This window comes from Bacillus methanolicus MGA3, assembly GCF_000724485.1.
In the GTDB taxonomy this organism is placed as follows: domain Bacteria; phylum Bacillota; class Bacilli; order Bacillales; family Cytobacillaceae; genus Bacillus_Z; species Bacillus_Z methanolicus_A.
In genome coordinates, this window is sequence record NZ_CP007739.1 from 616642 (window position 1) to 631985 (window position 15344).

The 15344-nt window shown below is 37.6% G+C and carries 21 protein-coding genes and 1 pseudogene; 12 read left to right on the forward strand and 10 right to left on the reverse strand.

Annotated elements, in window-relative coordinates:
• The first annotated feature begins 164 nt into the window (after positions 1-164).
• Positions 165-1514: a membrane lipoprotein lipid attachment site-containing protein gene (locus BMMGA3_RS03065; protein ID WP_034669442.1), complete on the forward strand. Its 1350-nt coding sequence runs from the start codon at positions 165-167 to the stop codon at positions 1512-1514.
• 138 nt (positions 1515-1652) lie between these two features.
• Here BMMGA3_RS03065 and BMMGA3_RS03070 read toward each other — a convergent pair whose 3' ends face one another.
• The 3 genes and pseudogenes from BMMGA3_RS03070 to BMMGA3_RS03080 all read right to left on the reverse strand — a co-directional run bounded on the left by BMMGA3_RS03070 (position 1653) and on the right by BMMGA3_RS03080 (position 4793).
• Complete coding sequence (locus BMMGA3_RS03070; protein ID WP_003347899.1) at positions 1653-3746, reverse strand: DNA topoisomerase III; 2094 nt, start codon at positions 3744-3746, stop codon at positions 1653-1655.
• A 274-nt stretch (positions 3747-4020) separates the two neighbouring features.
• Positions 4021-4279, reverse strand: a pseudogene (locus BMMGA3_RS03075) (YbjQ family protein); the annotation flags it as partial.
• Between the two features lie 37 nt (positions 4280-4316).
• Positions 4317-4793 carry a hypothetical protein gene (locus BMMGA3_RS03080; RefSeq protein ID WP_003347895.1) on the reverse strand — a complete coding sequence of 159 codons (477 nt, stop codon included), beginning with the start codon at positions 4791-4793 and terminating at the stop codon, positions 4317-4319.
• 83 nt (positions 4794-4876) lie between these two features.
• On the opposite strand from BMMGA3_RS03080, the gene BMMGA3_RS03085 reads away from it, so the two are divergent.
• The 4 genes from BMMGA3_RS03085 to BMMGA3_RS03095 all read left to right on the forward strand — a co-directional run bounded on the left by BMMGA3_RS03085 (position 4877) and on the right by BMMGA3_RS03095 (position 7027).
• A complete protein-coding gene (locus tag BMMGA3_RS03085) occupies positions 4877-5413 on the forward strand; it encodes an ATP-binding protein (protein ID WP_185762558.1) in 537 nt (178 codons plus the stop codon).
• A 94-nt stretch (positions 5414-5507) separates the two neighbouring features.
• Positions 5508-5684 carry a hypothetical protein gene (locus BMMGA3_RS17735; RefSeq protein WP_003347891.1) on the forward strand — a complete coding sequence of 59 codons (177 nt, stop codon included), beginning with the start codon at positions 5508-5510 and terminating at the stop codon, positions 5682-5684.
• A 6-nt stretch (positions 5685-5690) separates the two neighbouring features.
• Positions 5691-6482 carry a hypothetical protein gene (locus BMMGA3_RS03090; RefSeq protein WP_003347889.1) on the forward strand — a complete coding sequence of 264 codons (792 nt, stop codon included), beginning with the start codon at positions 5691-5693 and terminating at the stop codon, positions 6480-6482.
• 287 nt (positions 6483-6769) lie between these two features.
• On the forward strand, positions 6770-7027 hold the full coding sequence (locus BMMGA3_RS03095) for a hypothetical protein (protein WP_003347887.1): 258 nt from the start codon (positions 6770-6772) through the stop codon (positions 7025-7027).
• A 91-nt stretch (positions 7028-7118) separates the two neighbouring features.
• On the opposite strand, the gene BMMGA3_RS16990 is transcribed toward BMMGA3_RS03095, so the two are convergent.
• The gene (locus tag BMMGA3_RS16990) at positions 7119-7442 is read right to left on the reverse strand and encodes a CotD family spore coat protein (protein WP_412150751.1); all 324 of its coding nucleotides are present in this window, start codon (positions 7440-7442) and stop codon (positions 7119-7121) included.
• 236 nt (positions 7443-7678) lie between these two features.
• On the opposite strand from BMMGA3_RS16990, the gene BMMGA3_RS03105 reads away from it, so the two are divergent.
• A complete protein-coding gene (locus BMMGA3_RS03105) occupies positions 7679-8068 on the forward strand; it encodes an IDEAL domain-containing protein (protein WP_185762559.1) in 390 nt (129 codons plus the stop codon).
• An 80-nt stretch (positions 8069-8148) separates the two neighbouring features.
• Here BMMGA3_RS03105 and BMMGA3_RS17740 read toward each other — a convergent pair whose 3' ends face one another.
• Both BMMGA3_RS17740 and BMMGA3_RS03110 read right to left on the reverse strand, forming a co-directional pair.
• Positions 8149-8286, reverse strand: coding sequence for a hypothetical protein (locus BMMGA3_RS17740; protein WP_003347881.1), 138 nt, complete (start codon positions 8284-8286; stop codon positions 8149-8151).
• Positions 8287-9220: 934 nt separating this feature from the next.
• Positions 9221-9601, reverse strand: a complete 381-nt coding sequence (locus tag BMMGA3_RS03110; protein WP_003347876.1) for a YmaF family protein — start codon at positions 9599-9601, stop codon at positions 9221-9223.
• Between the two features lie 172 nt (positions 9602-9773).
• On the opposite strand from BMMGA3_RS03110, the gene BMMGA3_RS03115 reads away from it, so the two are divergent.
• The 5 genes from BMMGA3_RS03115 (at position 9774) to BMMGA3_RS18710 (ending at position 11853) form a co-directional block, all read left to right on the forward strand.
• Positions 9774-9974, forward strand: a complete 201-nt coding sequence (locus BMMGA3_RS03115; protein ID WP_003347875.1) for an XtrA/YqaO family protein — start codon at positions 9774-9776, stop codon at positions 9972-9974.
• Entirely contained in the window at positions 9971-10510 is a 540-nt protein-coding gene (locus BMMGA3_RS03120; RefSeq protein ID WP_003347873.1) for a hypothetical protein, read from the forward strand. The genes BMMGA3_RS03115 and BMMGA3_RS03120 overlap by 4 nt, the downstream gene beginning before the upstream one ends.
• A gap of 158 nt (positions 10511-10668) precedes the next feature.
• Positions 10669-11049, forward strand: a complete 381-nt coding sequence (locus tag BMMGA3_RS03125; protein ID WP_318533216.1) for an ArpU family phage packaging/lysis transcriptional regulator — start codon at positions 10669-10671, stop codon at positions 11047-11049.
• A gap of 80 nt (positions 11050-11129) precedes the next feature.
• Positions 11130-11615 (forward strand): hypothetical protein, encoded by a 486-nt coding sequence (locus tag BMMGA3_RS03130; RefSeq protein WP_003347869.1) that lies wholly within the window; start codon positions 11130-11132, stop codon positions 11613-11615.
• Entirely contained in the window at positions 11554-11853 is a 300-nt protein-coding gene (locus BMMGA3_RS18710; RefSeq protein WP_412151013.1) for a glucosaminidase domain-containing protein, read from the forward strand. Before BMMGA3_RS03130 ends, BMMGA3_RS18710 begins: the two co-directional genes overlap by 62 nt.
• 361 nt (positions 11854-12214) lie before the next feature.
• Here the strand turns inward: BMMGA3_RS18710 and BMMGA3_RS03140 are convergent, their stop codons facing one another.
• The 4 genes from BMMGA3_RS03140 to BMMGA3_RS03145 all read right to left on the reverse strand — a co-directional run bounded on the left by BMMGA3_RS03140 (position 12215) and on the right by BMMGA3_RS03145 (position 14101).
• Positions 12215-12601, reverse strand: coding sequence for a hypothetical protein (locus BMMGA3_RS03140; RefSeq protein ID WP_003347866.1), 387 nt, complete (start codon positions 12599-12601; stop codon positions 12215-12217).
• A 263-nt stretch (positions 12602-12864) separates the two neighbouring features.
• Positions 12865-12942, reverse strand: a complete 78-nt coding sequence (locus tag BMMGA3_RS17005) for a YjcZ family sporulation protein (RefSeq protein ID WP_412151014.1) — start codon at positions 12940-12942, stop codon at positions 12865-12867.
• A gap of 124 nt (positions 12943-13066) precedes the next feature.
• Entirely contained in the window at positions 13067-13189 is a 123-nt protein-coding gene (locus BMMGA3_RS17010; RefSeq protein WP_003347865.1) for a YjcZ family sporulation protein, read from the reverse strand.
• 732 nt (positions 13190-13921) lie between these two features.
• The gene (locus BMMGA3_RS03145; RefSeq protein ID WP_003347864.1) at positions 13922-14101 is read right to left on the reverse strand and encodes a hypothetical protein; all 180 of its coding nucleotides are present in this window, start codon (positions 14099-14101) and stop codon (positions 13922-13924) included.
• An 80-nt stretch (positions 14102-14181) separates the two neighbouring features.
• On the opposite strand from BMMGA3_RS03145, the gene BMMGA3_RS03150 reads away from it, so the two are divergent.
• Positions 14182-14586, forward strand: coding sequence for a hypothetical protein (locus tag BMMGA3_RS03150; protein ID WP_003347863.1), 405 nt, complete (start codon positions 14182-14184; stop codon positions 14584-14586).
• The last annotated feature ends 758 nt before the right edge of the window (positions 14587-15344 follow it).

Genomic DNA, 15344 nt, shown 5'->3' on the forward strand with positions numbered 1-15344 from the left:
CTCCTTTTCAGAATCTTATTTTTATTGTACTCGATTCTTGCCTGAAATAGAAACTGTGTGAAACTTGAATCAACAAAAATGTCAGCACCTCCAATAAATTGATAAGAAAGAGGCCATTTCAGACTAAAAGCATGTTATCCTTATTTGGAAGGGAGAAAGATATTTTGAAGAAGGTTTTTTTGGTACTTTTAGGTTTAGCAATTTTAACAGCTTGTTCAAATGAGAAAAAAAACAAAGAATATGAAATTCCAAAAGCTGAAATACAACAAACATTTACGAAGGAAGACTGGATCCGCGAAAGCGGAATTCAGGATGATATAGATACGACTGAAAAACCAATGTTTGAAGTGCTTCATTTGTCTGGGCGAAAATCGCCGGAAATATTAGCATCCTACACAAGAATGGATAATCACATGCAAAAAGGTATTTTAATTGCAAAAAAATACAATGAGGAAAAAAACAAATGGGAAATCTTTTTTAAGGATGAAGTTCCAAATGCAGTCCGTTTTACTATAGCAGGACCGCTTACCATTGATCAAAAGGGTAAACGGGAAACAAGACTTGTTGTTGAATGCCAGCTGAAAGCAGGCTCAACAACACAAACAGCAGCCTGGTTGTACGGTTATGGACAACATTCATTCCAAAAGCTTCAAGAATTAAGAAGTGAATATGTTCAATCCGGAGAGGTGAACATTGAAGATAATTTACTTGTATTTAAAGGTAAAGAACAACAAGAGACATTTCACTGGGAAAATGAAAATTTTAAAGGCAGTCCGCAATATTTAAATGCACGGAATCACTTAAAAGATAAAAGCGATGTTTTATTAGAATATGAGACTTCAGGCGGAACACTGCTTGTAAAAGGCGTATCAGATCATACGATAAGAGTAAAGCCAGGCGATACAATTGGAATCAGGCAATCCGGGCTTGTCAAAGGAGATGTACAAATTCGCCAAGATTTAATGGAGGGTGATGTTGAAGGACAATATATTGTTACGGAAGGGGATCATAACCGTGAGATCATTTTTGACTACGGAAATGGAAAGCAAGTTGTAAAGATTACGATTCAACTGATAACCGAACTAGAAAAACAGGCCGCAGCATCCGTATATTTTGATCACTCTTTTGCAGATGAAATAAAAAAAGGGAGACTGAAAGGGGACCCATATCCAATCGGCACACCGGTTAAACTGATTAAAAATGAGAACGGAGCACCTGATTTTGAGGAATTTAGGAACGGATCGCTTGTTTTTGGCTATAGTGAACATGCTTATGGCTATTTAGAATCAGAACAGCCAGTAATTAATTTTATTAGCTACTTTCCAAAAAAAGAAAAGCTTTATATGAAGGATGCAGAAAAAATCATGGGGTTTCCTGATGCTGAGGGAATAAATGAAATGGACGGCAATTATTTTCAAATGTATATGATTGCCGGAGGAAAAGAATTATGGCTCGAAGGAGCTTCTGCATCAAAAGACGACCCGATTGAGGAAATACGGCTGATTCAAAAATAAGAAATTGCTATGAATACTTATAAAGGCAAAAAAGAACCAAGCGAAAATTCGCCTGGTTTATTGAGTAAAGGCTCATAAACGAGAATGACGGCTCATAAGTCAGATTACGAGCTCATAACCCAAAATCCGATTCATCATTTATTCTTTGTCTTCCAATGCCTGTTTTAATAAATCTCCTAAACTTATGCCAAATGCCTCATTTTTTTGGCTGTATTTCTGAATCAACTGCCGTTCTTCCCGCTTTGTCACGGCTTTTTTCTTTTCTTCTGCTTTCTCGACGACATTGCATGGGCGGCATTGGAAATAGACTCCGGCTTTGCCTTCGTGAATTTCCATCCGCTTTTTGCATTGTGGACAGCGACGTTTTGAAAGTTTCGGATCTTTATGTTTACGGAAGCGGCACTCCATATTCGAACATACTAAAATTCGTCCTTCTTTTGTCGTCCGTTCTTTTAAGAACGAACCGCATTCCGGACATTTTGAACCGGTCAGATTATGGGCTCGGTAGGAACGATCGCTTTTCTTAATTTCAGAAACAAGATGCTCTGTTTGTTTCCGTATATTATGCAGGAATGTTTTCGGGTTTCCTTTGCCGCGGGCTATCGCTTCAAGCTCCTTTTCCCAGCGGGCTGTCAACTCCGGAGATTTTAATTCTTCGTTAACAAGTTCAATCAGTTGTTTCCCTTTCTTTGTCGGATAAAACCTTCCATTTTGGCGTTCAACCACCTCTGTTTCGACAAGCCGTTCAATAATGTCTGCTCTGGTTGCCGGTGTGCCGAGGCCGAACTTTTCCATCTGTGAAAGAATATCGGCTTCCGAATAGCGAAGCGGGGGATCGGTCAGCTTTTTCTTCATTTCCACATTTTTAACCTTAAAAGATTGGCTTATTGTAAGGTCTCCGAGCTGTTGGTTGTCCAACTCATCGTTACTTTTGCCAAGAACTCTTTTAAACCCGGGATCGACAACAACGGTTTCACGGGCAGAAAGTATCTCTCCGTTAACGTCAAAAACCGCGTGGATGGTTTCATATTGGTATGAAGGATAAAACAGCGCCAAAAAGCGGCGGGCAATCAGATCATAAAGTTTTCGTTCATCTGCTGAAAGATCGCTTATATTCAAGCGTTCTTCCGTAGGGATAATGGCATGGTGATCTGTAACTTTTTCATTATTAAACACCCGTTTAGCGATGACTCTGCCCTTGTTGGCAAGCAGCGAGCGAACTTCTTCTTTGTATCCTGATGACATTGCCTCAAGGCGGTCAAGCATAGTAGCTTCCATGTCCGTTGTTAAATAGCGGGAGTCTGTTCGAGGATAAGTCACAAGCTTATACTGCTCATACAGCCTTTGCAAAACAGACGATGTTTTCTTTGCTGAAAAGCCGAAACGTTTATTGGCATCCCGCTGAAGTTCCGTTAAGTCATAGGGAAGAGGCTGCTGTTCACTTTTTTTCTTGCGGTCAATCGAGACAACAACTGCTATATTGCCTTCAAGCTTTTTGTGAATTTTTTCAGCAGTCTCTTTTGAAAAAATCCGCTTTTCGCCGTTTCGTTCCCATGATGCAAAGAGAGAGCCGATCTGTGCTTTGATTGTCCAATATTCTTTCGGAACAAATTTTTGGATTTCTTTTTCCCGGTCTATAATCATGGCAAGCGTAGGGGTTTGAACACGGCCTGCTGATAGCGGATCATTATATTTGGTCGTAAGCGCTCTAGTTACGTTTAGCCCGATCAGCCAGTCGGCTTCCGCCCGGCAGACGGCAGATTCATATAACGCATCAAATTGTTTCCCCGGCTTTAAATGGTTGAAGCCGTCGCGGATCGCTTTGTCCGTCTGAGAAGAAATCCATAAGCGAAGGATCGGCTTTTTCCAATGAATTTTTTTTAGAATCCAGCGGGCAACAAGTTCGCCTTCCCGCCCGGCATCGGTCGCGATAATGCAATCCTTAATGTCCGGTCGTTTTGCCAGGTTTTCAATTCCTCTGAACTGGTGGCTGGTTTGTTTGATTACTTTCAAGCCCATCTTATCAGGGATAATCGGCAAATCTTCAAGCCGCCATGTTTTATATTTTGTATCATAATGCTCCGGCATTTTTAATTCGATTAAATGGCCGAGAGCCCATGTAACGATATATTTATTTCCTTCAAAGTAATGTTTATGCTGTTGTTTGCAGCCGAGTACCCGGGCAATTTCACGGGCGACACTCGGTTTTTCAGCAAGAACGAGAGATTTCATAGTTTCTCCTTCCTCTTAATAAAGGTTTGCTTTATAAGTATAACGAATATAGAGGGAATTTTACATTAAAAGAGAAATATATTCCTGTAAGGAAGGAAGGACCTCATGCCTGTTTTTTTCTCAAGAAAATAGTGAGGCAATCAAAAGGGGCTGGCTCATAAGCAATGGGCCAGACCCCACTAATGCATCATATAATTAAACACTAAAAAAACCATTTAAAATATTGCATTGCCGGAGGAAGTGTCAGACCCTTTATGAGCCAGTCCCTTTATCATTAAGAGTGGTCCTTAACGAAAACAGATGTCCCAGTTGCAACACACATCATCATGCCGTCCCGGAGTGTTTCAAAAACGGAGATCGACTCTAACGACAGCATTAGCTCCCATCCGGCGCGCTTTTTCTTCCATTTCCTTGATGGCAACTTCACGTCCTTCTGCTAGCTTGTTCTCGTAAGCACTGCTTCTTCCGCCAATGATGTCAGTAACACTTGCCAGAAAGTCACGGACTACGTTGGCTCCCATAATCGCTTCCCCGAGCATATTAAAAAGCAGGTATAGGGTTATATACCTGCTATTTTGCACTGACTATCCAAAACGGTTTAGAGTTGCCAGGACTTATTTTTGCGTTTTCATCGGCATCAATAATAATTTCTCTGAAAATTTCAGACAAGAGGATTTTTCGTTCTTCATCTGTAGATACTTCCCAAAGTCTCGGGAATTCCTCGACTAACATTTCAAGTTTTTCCTGAGTATAAGAAGAAGTGGGAGAGGAGTGTTCTTTAGAAAGATTAAATTTCAATTCTTTTTCTTTTTCCTGAAGAACATGCATTTTCTCGTTTAATTCATCAAAATCAATCAAGTCATTTACAAACATCAATTTATATTTTTCCATTGTACGCTGCACATTTTTTAATTCCTGGGTCCATTCATCTCTTGATTGAGCTTCATCTTTTTGAATGACGCTTTTTGGCTGAATCCATCCAAAAACTAGCTTGTGAAAAGACTTTAATACTTCATCTGCAATACGGCTTTCTTGAATGCTTGGCATTTTGCATCGTCAAAATGGTTATTCCTTTCGGACCGTTGAAAGGAAAAGATGCCCAAGTAAAAAGAGGCTGTGATTGCGAGGCATTGAAAATCGTCAAAGAAGAGCAACAGGAAGCGAAAAAAGCTAGGCTAAAGCGAATTTTTGAGGAGAATAGCTTTATCAATCCGTCTCTAAAAGAAGCGACTTTTGAAAACTTTGAGTCAAATGAATTTAGACAAGCTTTACAAAAAGCAAAACGCTATGTTGAGGAATTTGACTTAAAGAATCCTAAGAATTTGTTTTTCCAAGGCTCATTTGGTACTGGTAAAAGTCACTTGTCAATGTCTATTGCGAAAGCTTTGACGGAAAAGGGGTACACAACAATATTCATTTCCACTCCTAAGCTGCTAACCAAAATACGGAATACATACAACAAAGAGAGTGGAATCAGCGAAGAACAAATAATAAACGCAATAGCGGATGCAGATTTAGTGGTTTTTGACGACATCGGAGCAGAAGGAGAAATATCGGGCTGGGGAATGCAGAAGCTGTTTGAAGTAATTGATCAACGTGCAGGAAAACACAACATTTACACCACAAATCTAAGCTCAATCGAGTTTGAAGCATCAAAGGATCTGTAACGGATATTCTCTCGAATGATGATGAATGCAGAGCCGATTATCATGAACGGAACGGATTTTAGAAAAAAACAATTTTTAAAAAAGGTGAAAGAGAATGTGTAATCTTTGCGGCGGCACTCATGTAGTGCATGAGATTAATAGTTTTTCTATCGGCTTCACTACATGCCCGGAATGCGGACCTGAGCCGAAAGAACAATTCCGGGCCCGGATGGATGAGCTCCAAAGACGGATTGAGATCGTTGAAACACAGCTTGAGAGTAAGGGGGCGTAATTAGCCATGACGGCCAGAAGGAAATGGACAGATGAGGAAGTCAACTTCCTTGAGGTTCGTTGGGGATCAATGAGTATTAAAAACATAGCTGCGCGTTTAGGTCGATCTATTCCTTCCGTCAAAAACAGGGCTCAAAGATTAGGGTTAATCGATCCGTGTCTATCGTTCGACGGGATCACTATAAACCAGCTAGCTCAAGCTATCAACGTTTCGCACAGTCAAATAAGGCGATGGATCAAGTACTATGGTTTTCCGGCAAAATGGAAAGTTTTTGTTTCGGAAGCAAAGGTCCGTGTTGTCAGATACGAAAACTTTTGGAAGTGGGCGGAAGAAAATAAACAGATGATTGATTTTTCCCGGATTGAGCCGAACATTTTAGGACCTGAACCAGATTGGGTGAAGGTGAAAAGAGACGCTGATTTTATTAAGCGTCGAAAAATCAAAAAGAGTAATTATGACCCTTGGACAGAAGAAGAGGACAACATTTTAAAGGGCATGTTGAACGCCTACAAATATACGTATCCTGAAATCTCGCAACGCTTGAACCGTAGCGAGGGTGCGATCAAAAGAAGAATCCAAGAATTAGGTTTAAAAGCCCGTCCTGTCCGCAGAAACAATCACGTGAAGTATACTCCTGAAAAAGTAAAGCTGATTGAGGAGCTCATAGATAAAGGGCATTGTCTCGAGGATATCGCTTCTAGGATTAACAAAAGCGCCCTGGGTGTACGAGGAAAACTTGAGCGTATGGGTTACCGATTCAAAAACAGAGTGCCTGTGAAGGAAAAGGAGATTAGCTAGATATGAAATGTCCGATATGCGCTGCTCAAACGAAAGTCGTAGACAGCCGACCGAAAAAAGATCGTGTTATGCGTCGCAGGGAATGTGTGAACTGATAAATCACTCCATCCGTGCCGGTAATAATAATAGGCATAAGATACCAACTTTCTTAAGATTTTTTATATTTTATGGCTTAAAGAAATTACAGGAGTTTGTCTCTTTAGTTTTTAGGCGGGATTAATGATTAATGAAAAAAAGGCGATTTTACTACACGGTTCGAAGAAAATCTGAATGATGCAGGTGATCCAATGGGCAGCACACTTCGAAAACTAAAACGCGGCAGGGAAACGATTGCTTTTCCTGTCCGCCAAAATGGAAAAGCGGCTGATCAAATCATGCAAGCCTGGAATCGTGGTTTTGATGCTGGAGCCAAAGAACAAAGGAAATCAGACATCGAGCATTTGGTGAAGATCCTGGAAGATCTTGAAGAAATCCCGGGCATCGGAGAAAAGACAGCGTGGAAGATGAGGGGGTTTTTCATGCAGAGTTTTAAAAGTCAAGAGTGAAACAAAATTTGTATGGTGTTCCTCGACCCATTGTGTGCAATAGAGGGTAAATTGGGAAATATGAAACAGCCCCTAAAAGGGCTGTTAGAAGTTAAAATCCGAATGGGCTTGATGGACAACAAGGATTATGTGGTACTCCGCACATTATATGTTGCTCGTAGCATTCATTTACAACAGATTCAGTGTGCGGGAAGTAGTGCTTGTGAGTAAATATTTGTTTATTTACGTTTATAGTATGAGACGGATGGATGTGCGGCACTACATGCGGAAAGATGTTGGTGTTCACAAAATTCTTACTCGGTGAAACTTGTGGTGGATCATAGTGAGTAGGAAACGTTTTTGGTGGACATTCCCCATAGTGAGGCATACTACAGCCACAATATCCACTACGCAAATTTCTATTTGTACTATACATTTTAATACCTCCGTTTTGGATTTCTTAAGACAGTAGCAGTATATGAAAAATGAGGCATGGTTGTACTAGTTGTATACCTAAAATTATAGGAGAAGTACTTATATGTTTAATTGTGTTGTTATTAATAATGCCGCAGTACGAATAGATTCTTGAAGATCTCGAAGAAATCCTAGGCATGGGCAAAAGACAGCATGGAAGATTCGGGAGTTTTTCTTACAGAGGTTTTGAAGAGAAGAATGAAACAATTTTTCCTGATGGAGGGGTATAACATTCCTTGGAGACAGGTGAAACTGATAAATGAAAAAGAAAAACTAGGAGGGGTGAAAATGTGTAAATATTGCAGGTGCTCAGGTTTATTTTTGGGGGAATATTGCTCTTGCATTTACGGAAAAGTAAAACGGATGGAAGATGCTCATGAAAAATACACAGGAATGTATCAAAGAGGGGAAGTTAAGACAGAAAACAATTTCCCTAAAACCGAAACAAAAGTTGATAACTCCATAAAGATTAAATATAGCCTAGCACAATTGAACTTTTTAATAGATCTGGCTTTAGACACAAAGGATAAAGAATGGTTTTTAGAGCTAACCAAAAAGGGGACGAGCAAGGCAATAACATGGAGCTAATTTAGACTTGGGATGGTTGCCTTGCTCGGGTAAAGTTTTTCCTTAAAAAAATTCCTCAAAATTTGGTTGGCTATCTTTTTCTAATCAAAGGATTGCGTCATTTTCCGTTCCTTTTTAGGAATGTTCCTTGGTTTTCTTGATAGAGCTACTAAAGAAATAAAAAAGCTAATCCCTAAGATTGTTGATAATGTCCATCCAGAAAATTCAATTGTTGTCATTACTTAATGACCTCCTTCTTTGGGCTTTAATAAAAAATATGCCGCGACATGCTTGTCTATATCCCAAGAAGGCTAGTTATAAGGAAACTAAATAAGCAGAGAGTTTCGCAAATTACACAAGATGCCAAAAAAGAAGCACCTATTCGATTAGAAATGAGTGCTTAATAGGGCTCCAAAACCGAGCAATCTACTTAATGTTTGTATTATCTAGAGGTGTAAGATCAGACAGTGTAACTAACTTACTATCATGATCTTTCTTTATTTCGCAATAACCACTGTTGTAAATCCAAAAAATCACATATATTTCTGATTCAAATTTTACTTTGCTTCCTCTAACTAATACCAAAACATCACTCCTAGGTTCGGGATGGAAGCCCAAATTTAAGAATATCAGCGGGTGAGCTTTAAAATCAAATGCGGGCTATTAGGGTATTAAGTGCATTAGGACACATAATATGCATCAAAATAAAAAAGAGATGCTTAAAAAGCCTCTCTAGGAATTATTTTTCTTCTTTTTGAAATTCACAGCTGTCCCAACTGCTAAAGCACCAAGAAAAGCAGTAATGATTGTGATAAAGGTGTTATTGTCCAAAAGAAAAACCTCCTTACATAATAGCTTTAAAAAGTTGATAAGTAAATATTACAAAAAAGTATATTAAGTAAATTACACATTTCGAAGATTATACGAAACACAATAGTAATTTTGGTTTAGAGAAATATTTAGGACAAAAAATGCTCCCCTATTAAATATAGGAAGGAGCAATTTTGTAAGGTTTTTAGGAAAAACCTGTGTATGACCCAAAAATACAGGAGAAAAAATATTCATAATTTAAGTTATGTATCAAAAAAATTATTATATAGGTTAAGAAACAAAATGATAAGTATGTTTATCAATATAAAAACTCACCTCTTTTGGTGAGTTATGAAAGCAAAATTATAAACTTGTTTTTCCACTATACCTATGTCTATGAGGGGTAGTTCCCTCTATAGTGGTAACACCACTAAATTCGTGATAATGACCGCCTCCAGGAAGGGGAATAGCAGGACCAGTAACCCCACGGATTTGATGTTTATGTCCATCATCAAAAGAAGTAAAAGTAAAGTATCTGTGGGTATGTTGGACTCCACTTCGAGCAGGTTCAGTAGTTCCGGCATATCTGTGTTTATGTCCTACATCATAAGAGGTGACTCCTTTAAATTCGTGGACATGGACAGAGACAGGTCTTCCATCCCATGAAGTTATATAAAGGTGATGGGAATGCATGGGATCTGAATCATCTGAATGATACATGAATCCAGAAACAGGTATTTCCACAGTAAATCTCCTTTTCGTTTTTTATTATACTGTATGAAATGGAGTTTAAAAAGGAGTGGGTATTTAAGAAATAAAAGTTAATGAAAAATGAAAGTTGAGTTTCAGAAAAATAAAAAAGCCAGGATCTCTCCCGGCATGCCCAAATAAATTATACCATATGGGGGGCGATCCTATGAGGTTAAAAGACATCGAAATTAATCCTAGTACTATGAAACTAGAAATTGATATAATGGAACAAAAAGGAAGCTTTGCCATTGTGGTATGTGATGGTCGGGCAAAGTTAACGGAGTTACCGTCTTTCGGCGAGACAAAGATTATCACTCATCAAGGCAAGGTGAAAAGGGTTAAGTTTGATGAGAGGGAAGAGTTTTGAAATGGTTATGTGAGTTGTTATTAGACCCAGGTTTTTTGGGAGCTTTAGTCGGATCATTATTAACTGGTTTAACAGCTATAGGCATCTTGTGGTATGAAACCTATTCAAGAAAAAAGGAGCAGGTTTTTCGTTCATATGGAACAATGAAAATATTAGCAGCTAAGTTAATCCTTTTTTATGAAATTGAGAAAATAACAAATGAAAAAATTAAAATGTCTCAGTTGGCAAAAGAAGATGATCTTAGAAAACTACTTCAAGAGCCTAAAAAAATGAACAAGGATATTCTTGATTTCTTAGAAAATGAAAAAGATTACATTCCGTATGAATTTATAACCAGATATTTTACTTTAATAAATCAATTTAAGTATATATCACATGCATTTGACCGAGCGATAGATAATCCAAATGAAAACAATTTCAATCTACTGGTAAAGCACCTTAAAGGTGCTAATGATATTATTAGAAGATTCAATGATAATAACGCCAAATACTTAAAAGAAGTAGAAAAAAAATATAAGATTCAGGATTACTATTAATTGTTCTACCAGCCCTCTGGATGACACTGAATGAACGCATTAAGCGTTTGTTTGGTGTCCTTTTTTAATTATTTTTAAGGAGGTAGCAAGATGAAACAAATGACATTCCAGTTACCTGAAATCGATCGTGATGAGACAAAAAACGAGTAGAAGCTGCACTGGAGAAATATCGGTTTTATCTCCTTACGGTTTCAGAAGAACAATTGCCAAAGGTTACATCGATATACTCACTTGTTCCTCCTGCTCACACCAACACTTTTCAATCATCTATAGAAACAGCTGTGATTGACAAAGTGGATTTTGAACGAGAGCGCGATGAATACATGGAATGGATTAGACGTGGCGTGGATCAGCTTAGTCCGAGAGAACGGGAGCTAATCATCAAGCGTTATTTAAGCGAGGAAGAGATGTACGATTACGAGCTCTATAATGAGATGGGAATAAGTGAGAGCAAATACTATCGGTTGAAAGCACGGGCTTTTTATAAGCTAGCGTTTATATTGCGAATTGAAGTGTACAAAGAAGAGGTATCTGTGTAGGTGTATTTTTATTTTTACTAACTAAATATAGGATTTGCAGTATTTTTATCGAAGTATATTCTGGGGGGGAGATTGGAATTATGGAATGGAATGTAATAATAACATCGATTCTTACTTCTGGAATAGTAACCCTAATAATTAATAGCATTATCAAAGGCGGTATAAGCCACTATTTTAATAAAAAGTTAAAACGTTTCGAAACAGATTTAAACGTAATGTCAGAGGAGAAAAAATTGGATTTTCAAAGGAAACTTCATGACTTTGGATTATATTCAGGTAAAAGGCATGAGATTTATCCAATGCTTTATAAATATTTAATTGAAGCATCGAATGCTGTTAGTTATGCTTTTTCCATAAGAAAATATATTTCTGATAAAACATTAAACGAAAAATCTTTATTACTATTCAAGGATGAAAAGAGATATGAACCTTTGTTAAATGAGAGTTTAACTAATCAAGAAATAAAATTGTCGGAGGAAGCTTCACTTTTTGTTGAAAAAGCATTTGATCAATGCAGCTTTCCGAAAATATCCTTCTTATTACGAAAGCTTAGAAGACCTTGCTAGACTCTATACAAACGGCGTTTCTTGGGATCGCAATAAATACAAGCCAATTATTGGTGAAACCAACTATGTTATGGCTTGTAAAAAGGTCCAGGAGTGCGGATATTGCACTGATCCGAATTATGCGGCAAAGCTAATTAATATCATCGAAAAGTATGATCTTCATAAATATGATAAAGTCGTGAATAAAAAGCCTGTAAAAGTGCCGACGGCAACAAAAGGTGAACAATATATATTGTAAAACCAGGCGATACATTAAGCCAGATTGCGGTCAAATATCAAACAACGGTGCAAGAACTTCAACAACTAAACGGAATCAAAAACCCTGACCGGATTCTTGTCGGTCAAAAGCTGAAATTAAAGTAACACTGTCGTTTGTAAGAGCTGAATGAAGGAAGAGAATTAGGGCAGCCCATTATGATTTGGCGGGCTGCACTTTCTTTTTTTATGAACCAATTCCGAGATTATGAACAACTTTCTGGAATGATGATTCCTTGTTTAAGGATGTCATTCAGTTACTAATTGTCTGATTCTTCGGATTCGCTTCTTGATTCCACGGATTCATTATTGCTTGATTCTTTCGTGTCGCTTTTATCACTTGACTATTCTTCTTCAGATTCCTCATTAGATTCATATTCATCGCTTGACTCGTTATCTTCAGATTCCTCATTAGATTCATATTCATCGCTTGACTCGTTATCTTCAGATTCCTCATCGGATTCATATTCATCGCTTGACTCGTTATCTTCAGATTCCTCATCAGATTCATATTCATCGCTTGACTCGTTATCTTCGGATTCCTCATCAGATTCATATTCATCGCTTGACTCGTTATCTTCGGATTCCTCATAAGACTCACTTGATTCCTGAGACTCGTTTTCTTCTGCAGTTACTGATTCTTCATCCTTGTTGCTTGATTTAGCTGATTCTCCCTCTTCATAGTCATATTCAAGCTCAGTACTTTCTTCTAATTCGTAGTTGAATTCCATCTGTTTTTTCCTCCTGAAAATTTATTTGTTGTATTACTAAACTATGCTTTATTAATATTGATGTTTGATCCATTCCTCAAGTTCCTTCATGTCTCCAGCTGTCATCCTGTAATTATTCCCTCCCGTTTGGCAGGGTTTTAACTTGTCGACAAAATTAATAAGCTATAAGAGAACATATAGGCTCTTTAAAGATGATATTTATTAATTATTTATTCAGTTTGCGAATCGAGGAAAGGGGATTCAAATTTTTACCTTGCAGGAACTTAATAGATGCCTGTACAAGAACATCCTACAATGATAAGTAAGACGAATAAGACAATAATTAAGGTAAAAGGGCTCATATATAAACACCTCCCATTCATAGTGAATAATCAATTTTTTATAAGAAAAACGGTTTTGTTACTAACTTATAATGTCGATTGTATTAGTTAACATAATCACTTATACCCCCTGGTCATGCACAGCTTACGATATTGCCATTAATACGATAATTAGTAGAATGAATAAGACAACAATTAATGCAAAATTGACGCCATAGCTAGGAGCTGCAGGAGCTGTATAACCATAACCGCAAGAACCAAAGCACATACTTGGTTACCTCCCTTCTATTGAGTATTAGGGAATGGCTAAATATGCGATTCCTAATTATAAGCTATGTTCTTAAGAAATGGTTGGACTGGCCAAACTCCTCAACTGATAGGAAAATTCCACATTTAACTAATATATACTGTTTAATTGCATTACTAAAAAAGATCAAATTTAGTTAAATCGGAGCTTAGCTTGTCAAATTTGTAGACAAGTTAGAACCCCTACCGTTAGGCTGAAGATTTTTATTTTTAATTTGGAAGGAATTTCATTTTGAGTAAGGAATAAACAATACTAGGGAGATGGGGCCAATGTTTAAAATCTTAGGAAAACTGCGGTGATATGCAGGGCTGTAGTGATTTCGTGATTTCTTTGGAATACAGCTTGGACATTCACATTTCTTATTGTTATTCCGCTTATTATCACATCAGTTCTTGTAATTTACTGGAGTTTAAAGAATAACAAAAGAAGTTCTTGAACAAACAGGGGTACGCTAGTTAAATAAGACATACAAAAAGAACAAAAAATTAGTTCTTTCTTTTTAGAAAATATCAACATTAATGTTTAAGAGAGCTAAATAAAATAAGCCCCTCTGATTCGGGAGGGACTAAACCACTTTTATTTTTTAAATTTTTCCCGAAAAAAATAACCCTTCCAATACTGAAAGGGCTGGCCAAAAAATATAAAGAGGGGGTCCCTAATATATATCATATTTTATTTATATTCAGCAACGTATCACCAAATATCTATGTCCGGTATAGGTGCTTCTTCAATCTCCCGAACTTCTTCCGAAATATCCTTCTCACTGTTCAGAAAAACCTTCTCAATACGAGTTGGGTCTGTATCCTGTCTCCCTCTTGATCTGCCGGATCCATTCCGTACACCATATATTACTTTCACTTCTTTTTTTATCAACCAAAGATATTCACCCAAGAAAGTAGATGGGTAAATGCATATTCTTTATTGGAGAAGAAAATGAAAATGGAGGTTTCTTAATGAATTCAGAAATGCATTTTTTACCCAATGAATACTCTCAGGAAAATCAAGTAGGCAATCCAGATGAAAGAATTTTTGGCAGACCATTTGGTTTTGGCAGACCATTTGGTTTTGGCAGACCATTTGGTTTTGGTAGACCATTTGGTTTTGGTAGACCATTTGGTTTTGGTAGACCATTTGGTTTTGGCGGACCATTTGGTTTTGGCAGACCATTTGGTTTTGGCGGACCATTTGGTTTTGGCGGACCATTTGGTTTTGGCGGACCGTTTGGTGGATTTGGATTCGGTGGACCTTTCTTTGGTGGATTAGCAGGTGGTTTATTAGCTGGTACATTACTTTCGCCATATGGATACGGAGGATATGGATATGGATTCCCATATGGATATGGAGGTTACGGATACTGAGGTTGGTGTTAATTATTCATGATTTAAATGCTCTACAAATGATAAGCAGAGCTTTTTCCAATGGTATATCACCATAAGTACTGCTTTTATCTTATGTAGGATAACCTCTAAAGATTAGACATCTATCCCAAGCCCTTTTATAAAAATTTTTATAAGAATGTGTACCGCCACATAGCCATCAAGTTAAAATTTCATGATGCTCCCCAGAACGAAAATTTTGTATCTTTTATAGTAATGAAGCTCATTTTATTGTTTTGGGTGTAGTCTGTTCCGTTAGCTTGATGGCGATACCCAAAATAGGAAAGCCCTTCTCACTCGAGTGGGACTTCAAATATGTTAGTCCTAAAAATTCAAGGATTTTCGGTATTTCCTTTTGCGATTGGTAATTCAAGATATGGCAAACATCACTTTGCGAATGTTTCTGTACTTTCTTGATAGTCGTTCCGAGTGTTTCATGAATTATGTAAACCCTTTTTTGAAAATTTTTTAAATTTTATACAAAAAAATAACCCTTCCATACGGAAAGGGTTTTGCCAAAAAATTGTTTATACATAGCAACGTATCACCAAAAATCTATGTCCGGGATAGGGGCCTCATCTAGTGCTCGGACCTTCTCCGTTATATCCTGATCCCCGTTGTAAACCATCTTAACGGTATGAGTATCTCGATACCTCATTTCCCTCTTGATCTGCCGGAATCATTTATGGGCAATACTAGGAATGTTCTCTACTTTCTTGACTGTGAAGGATCCAGACTGC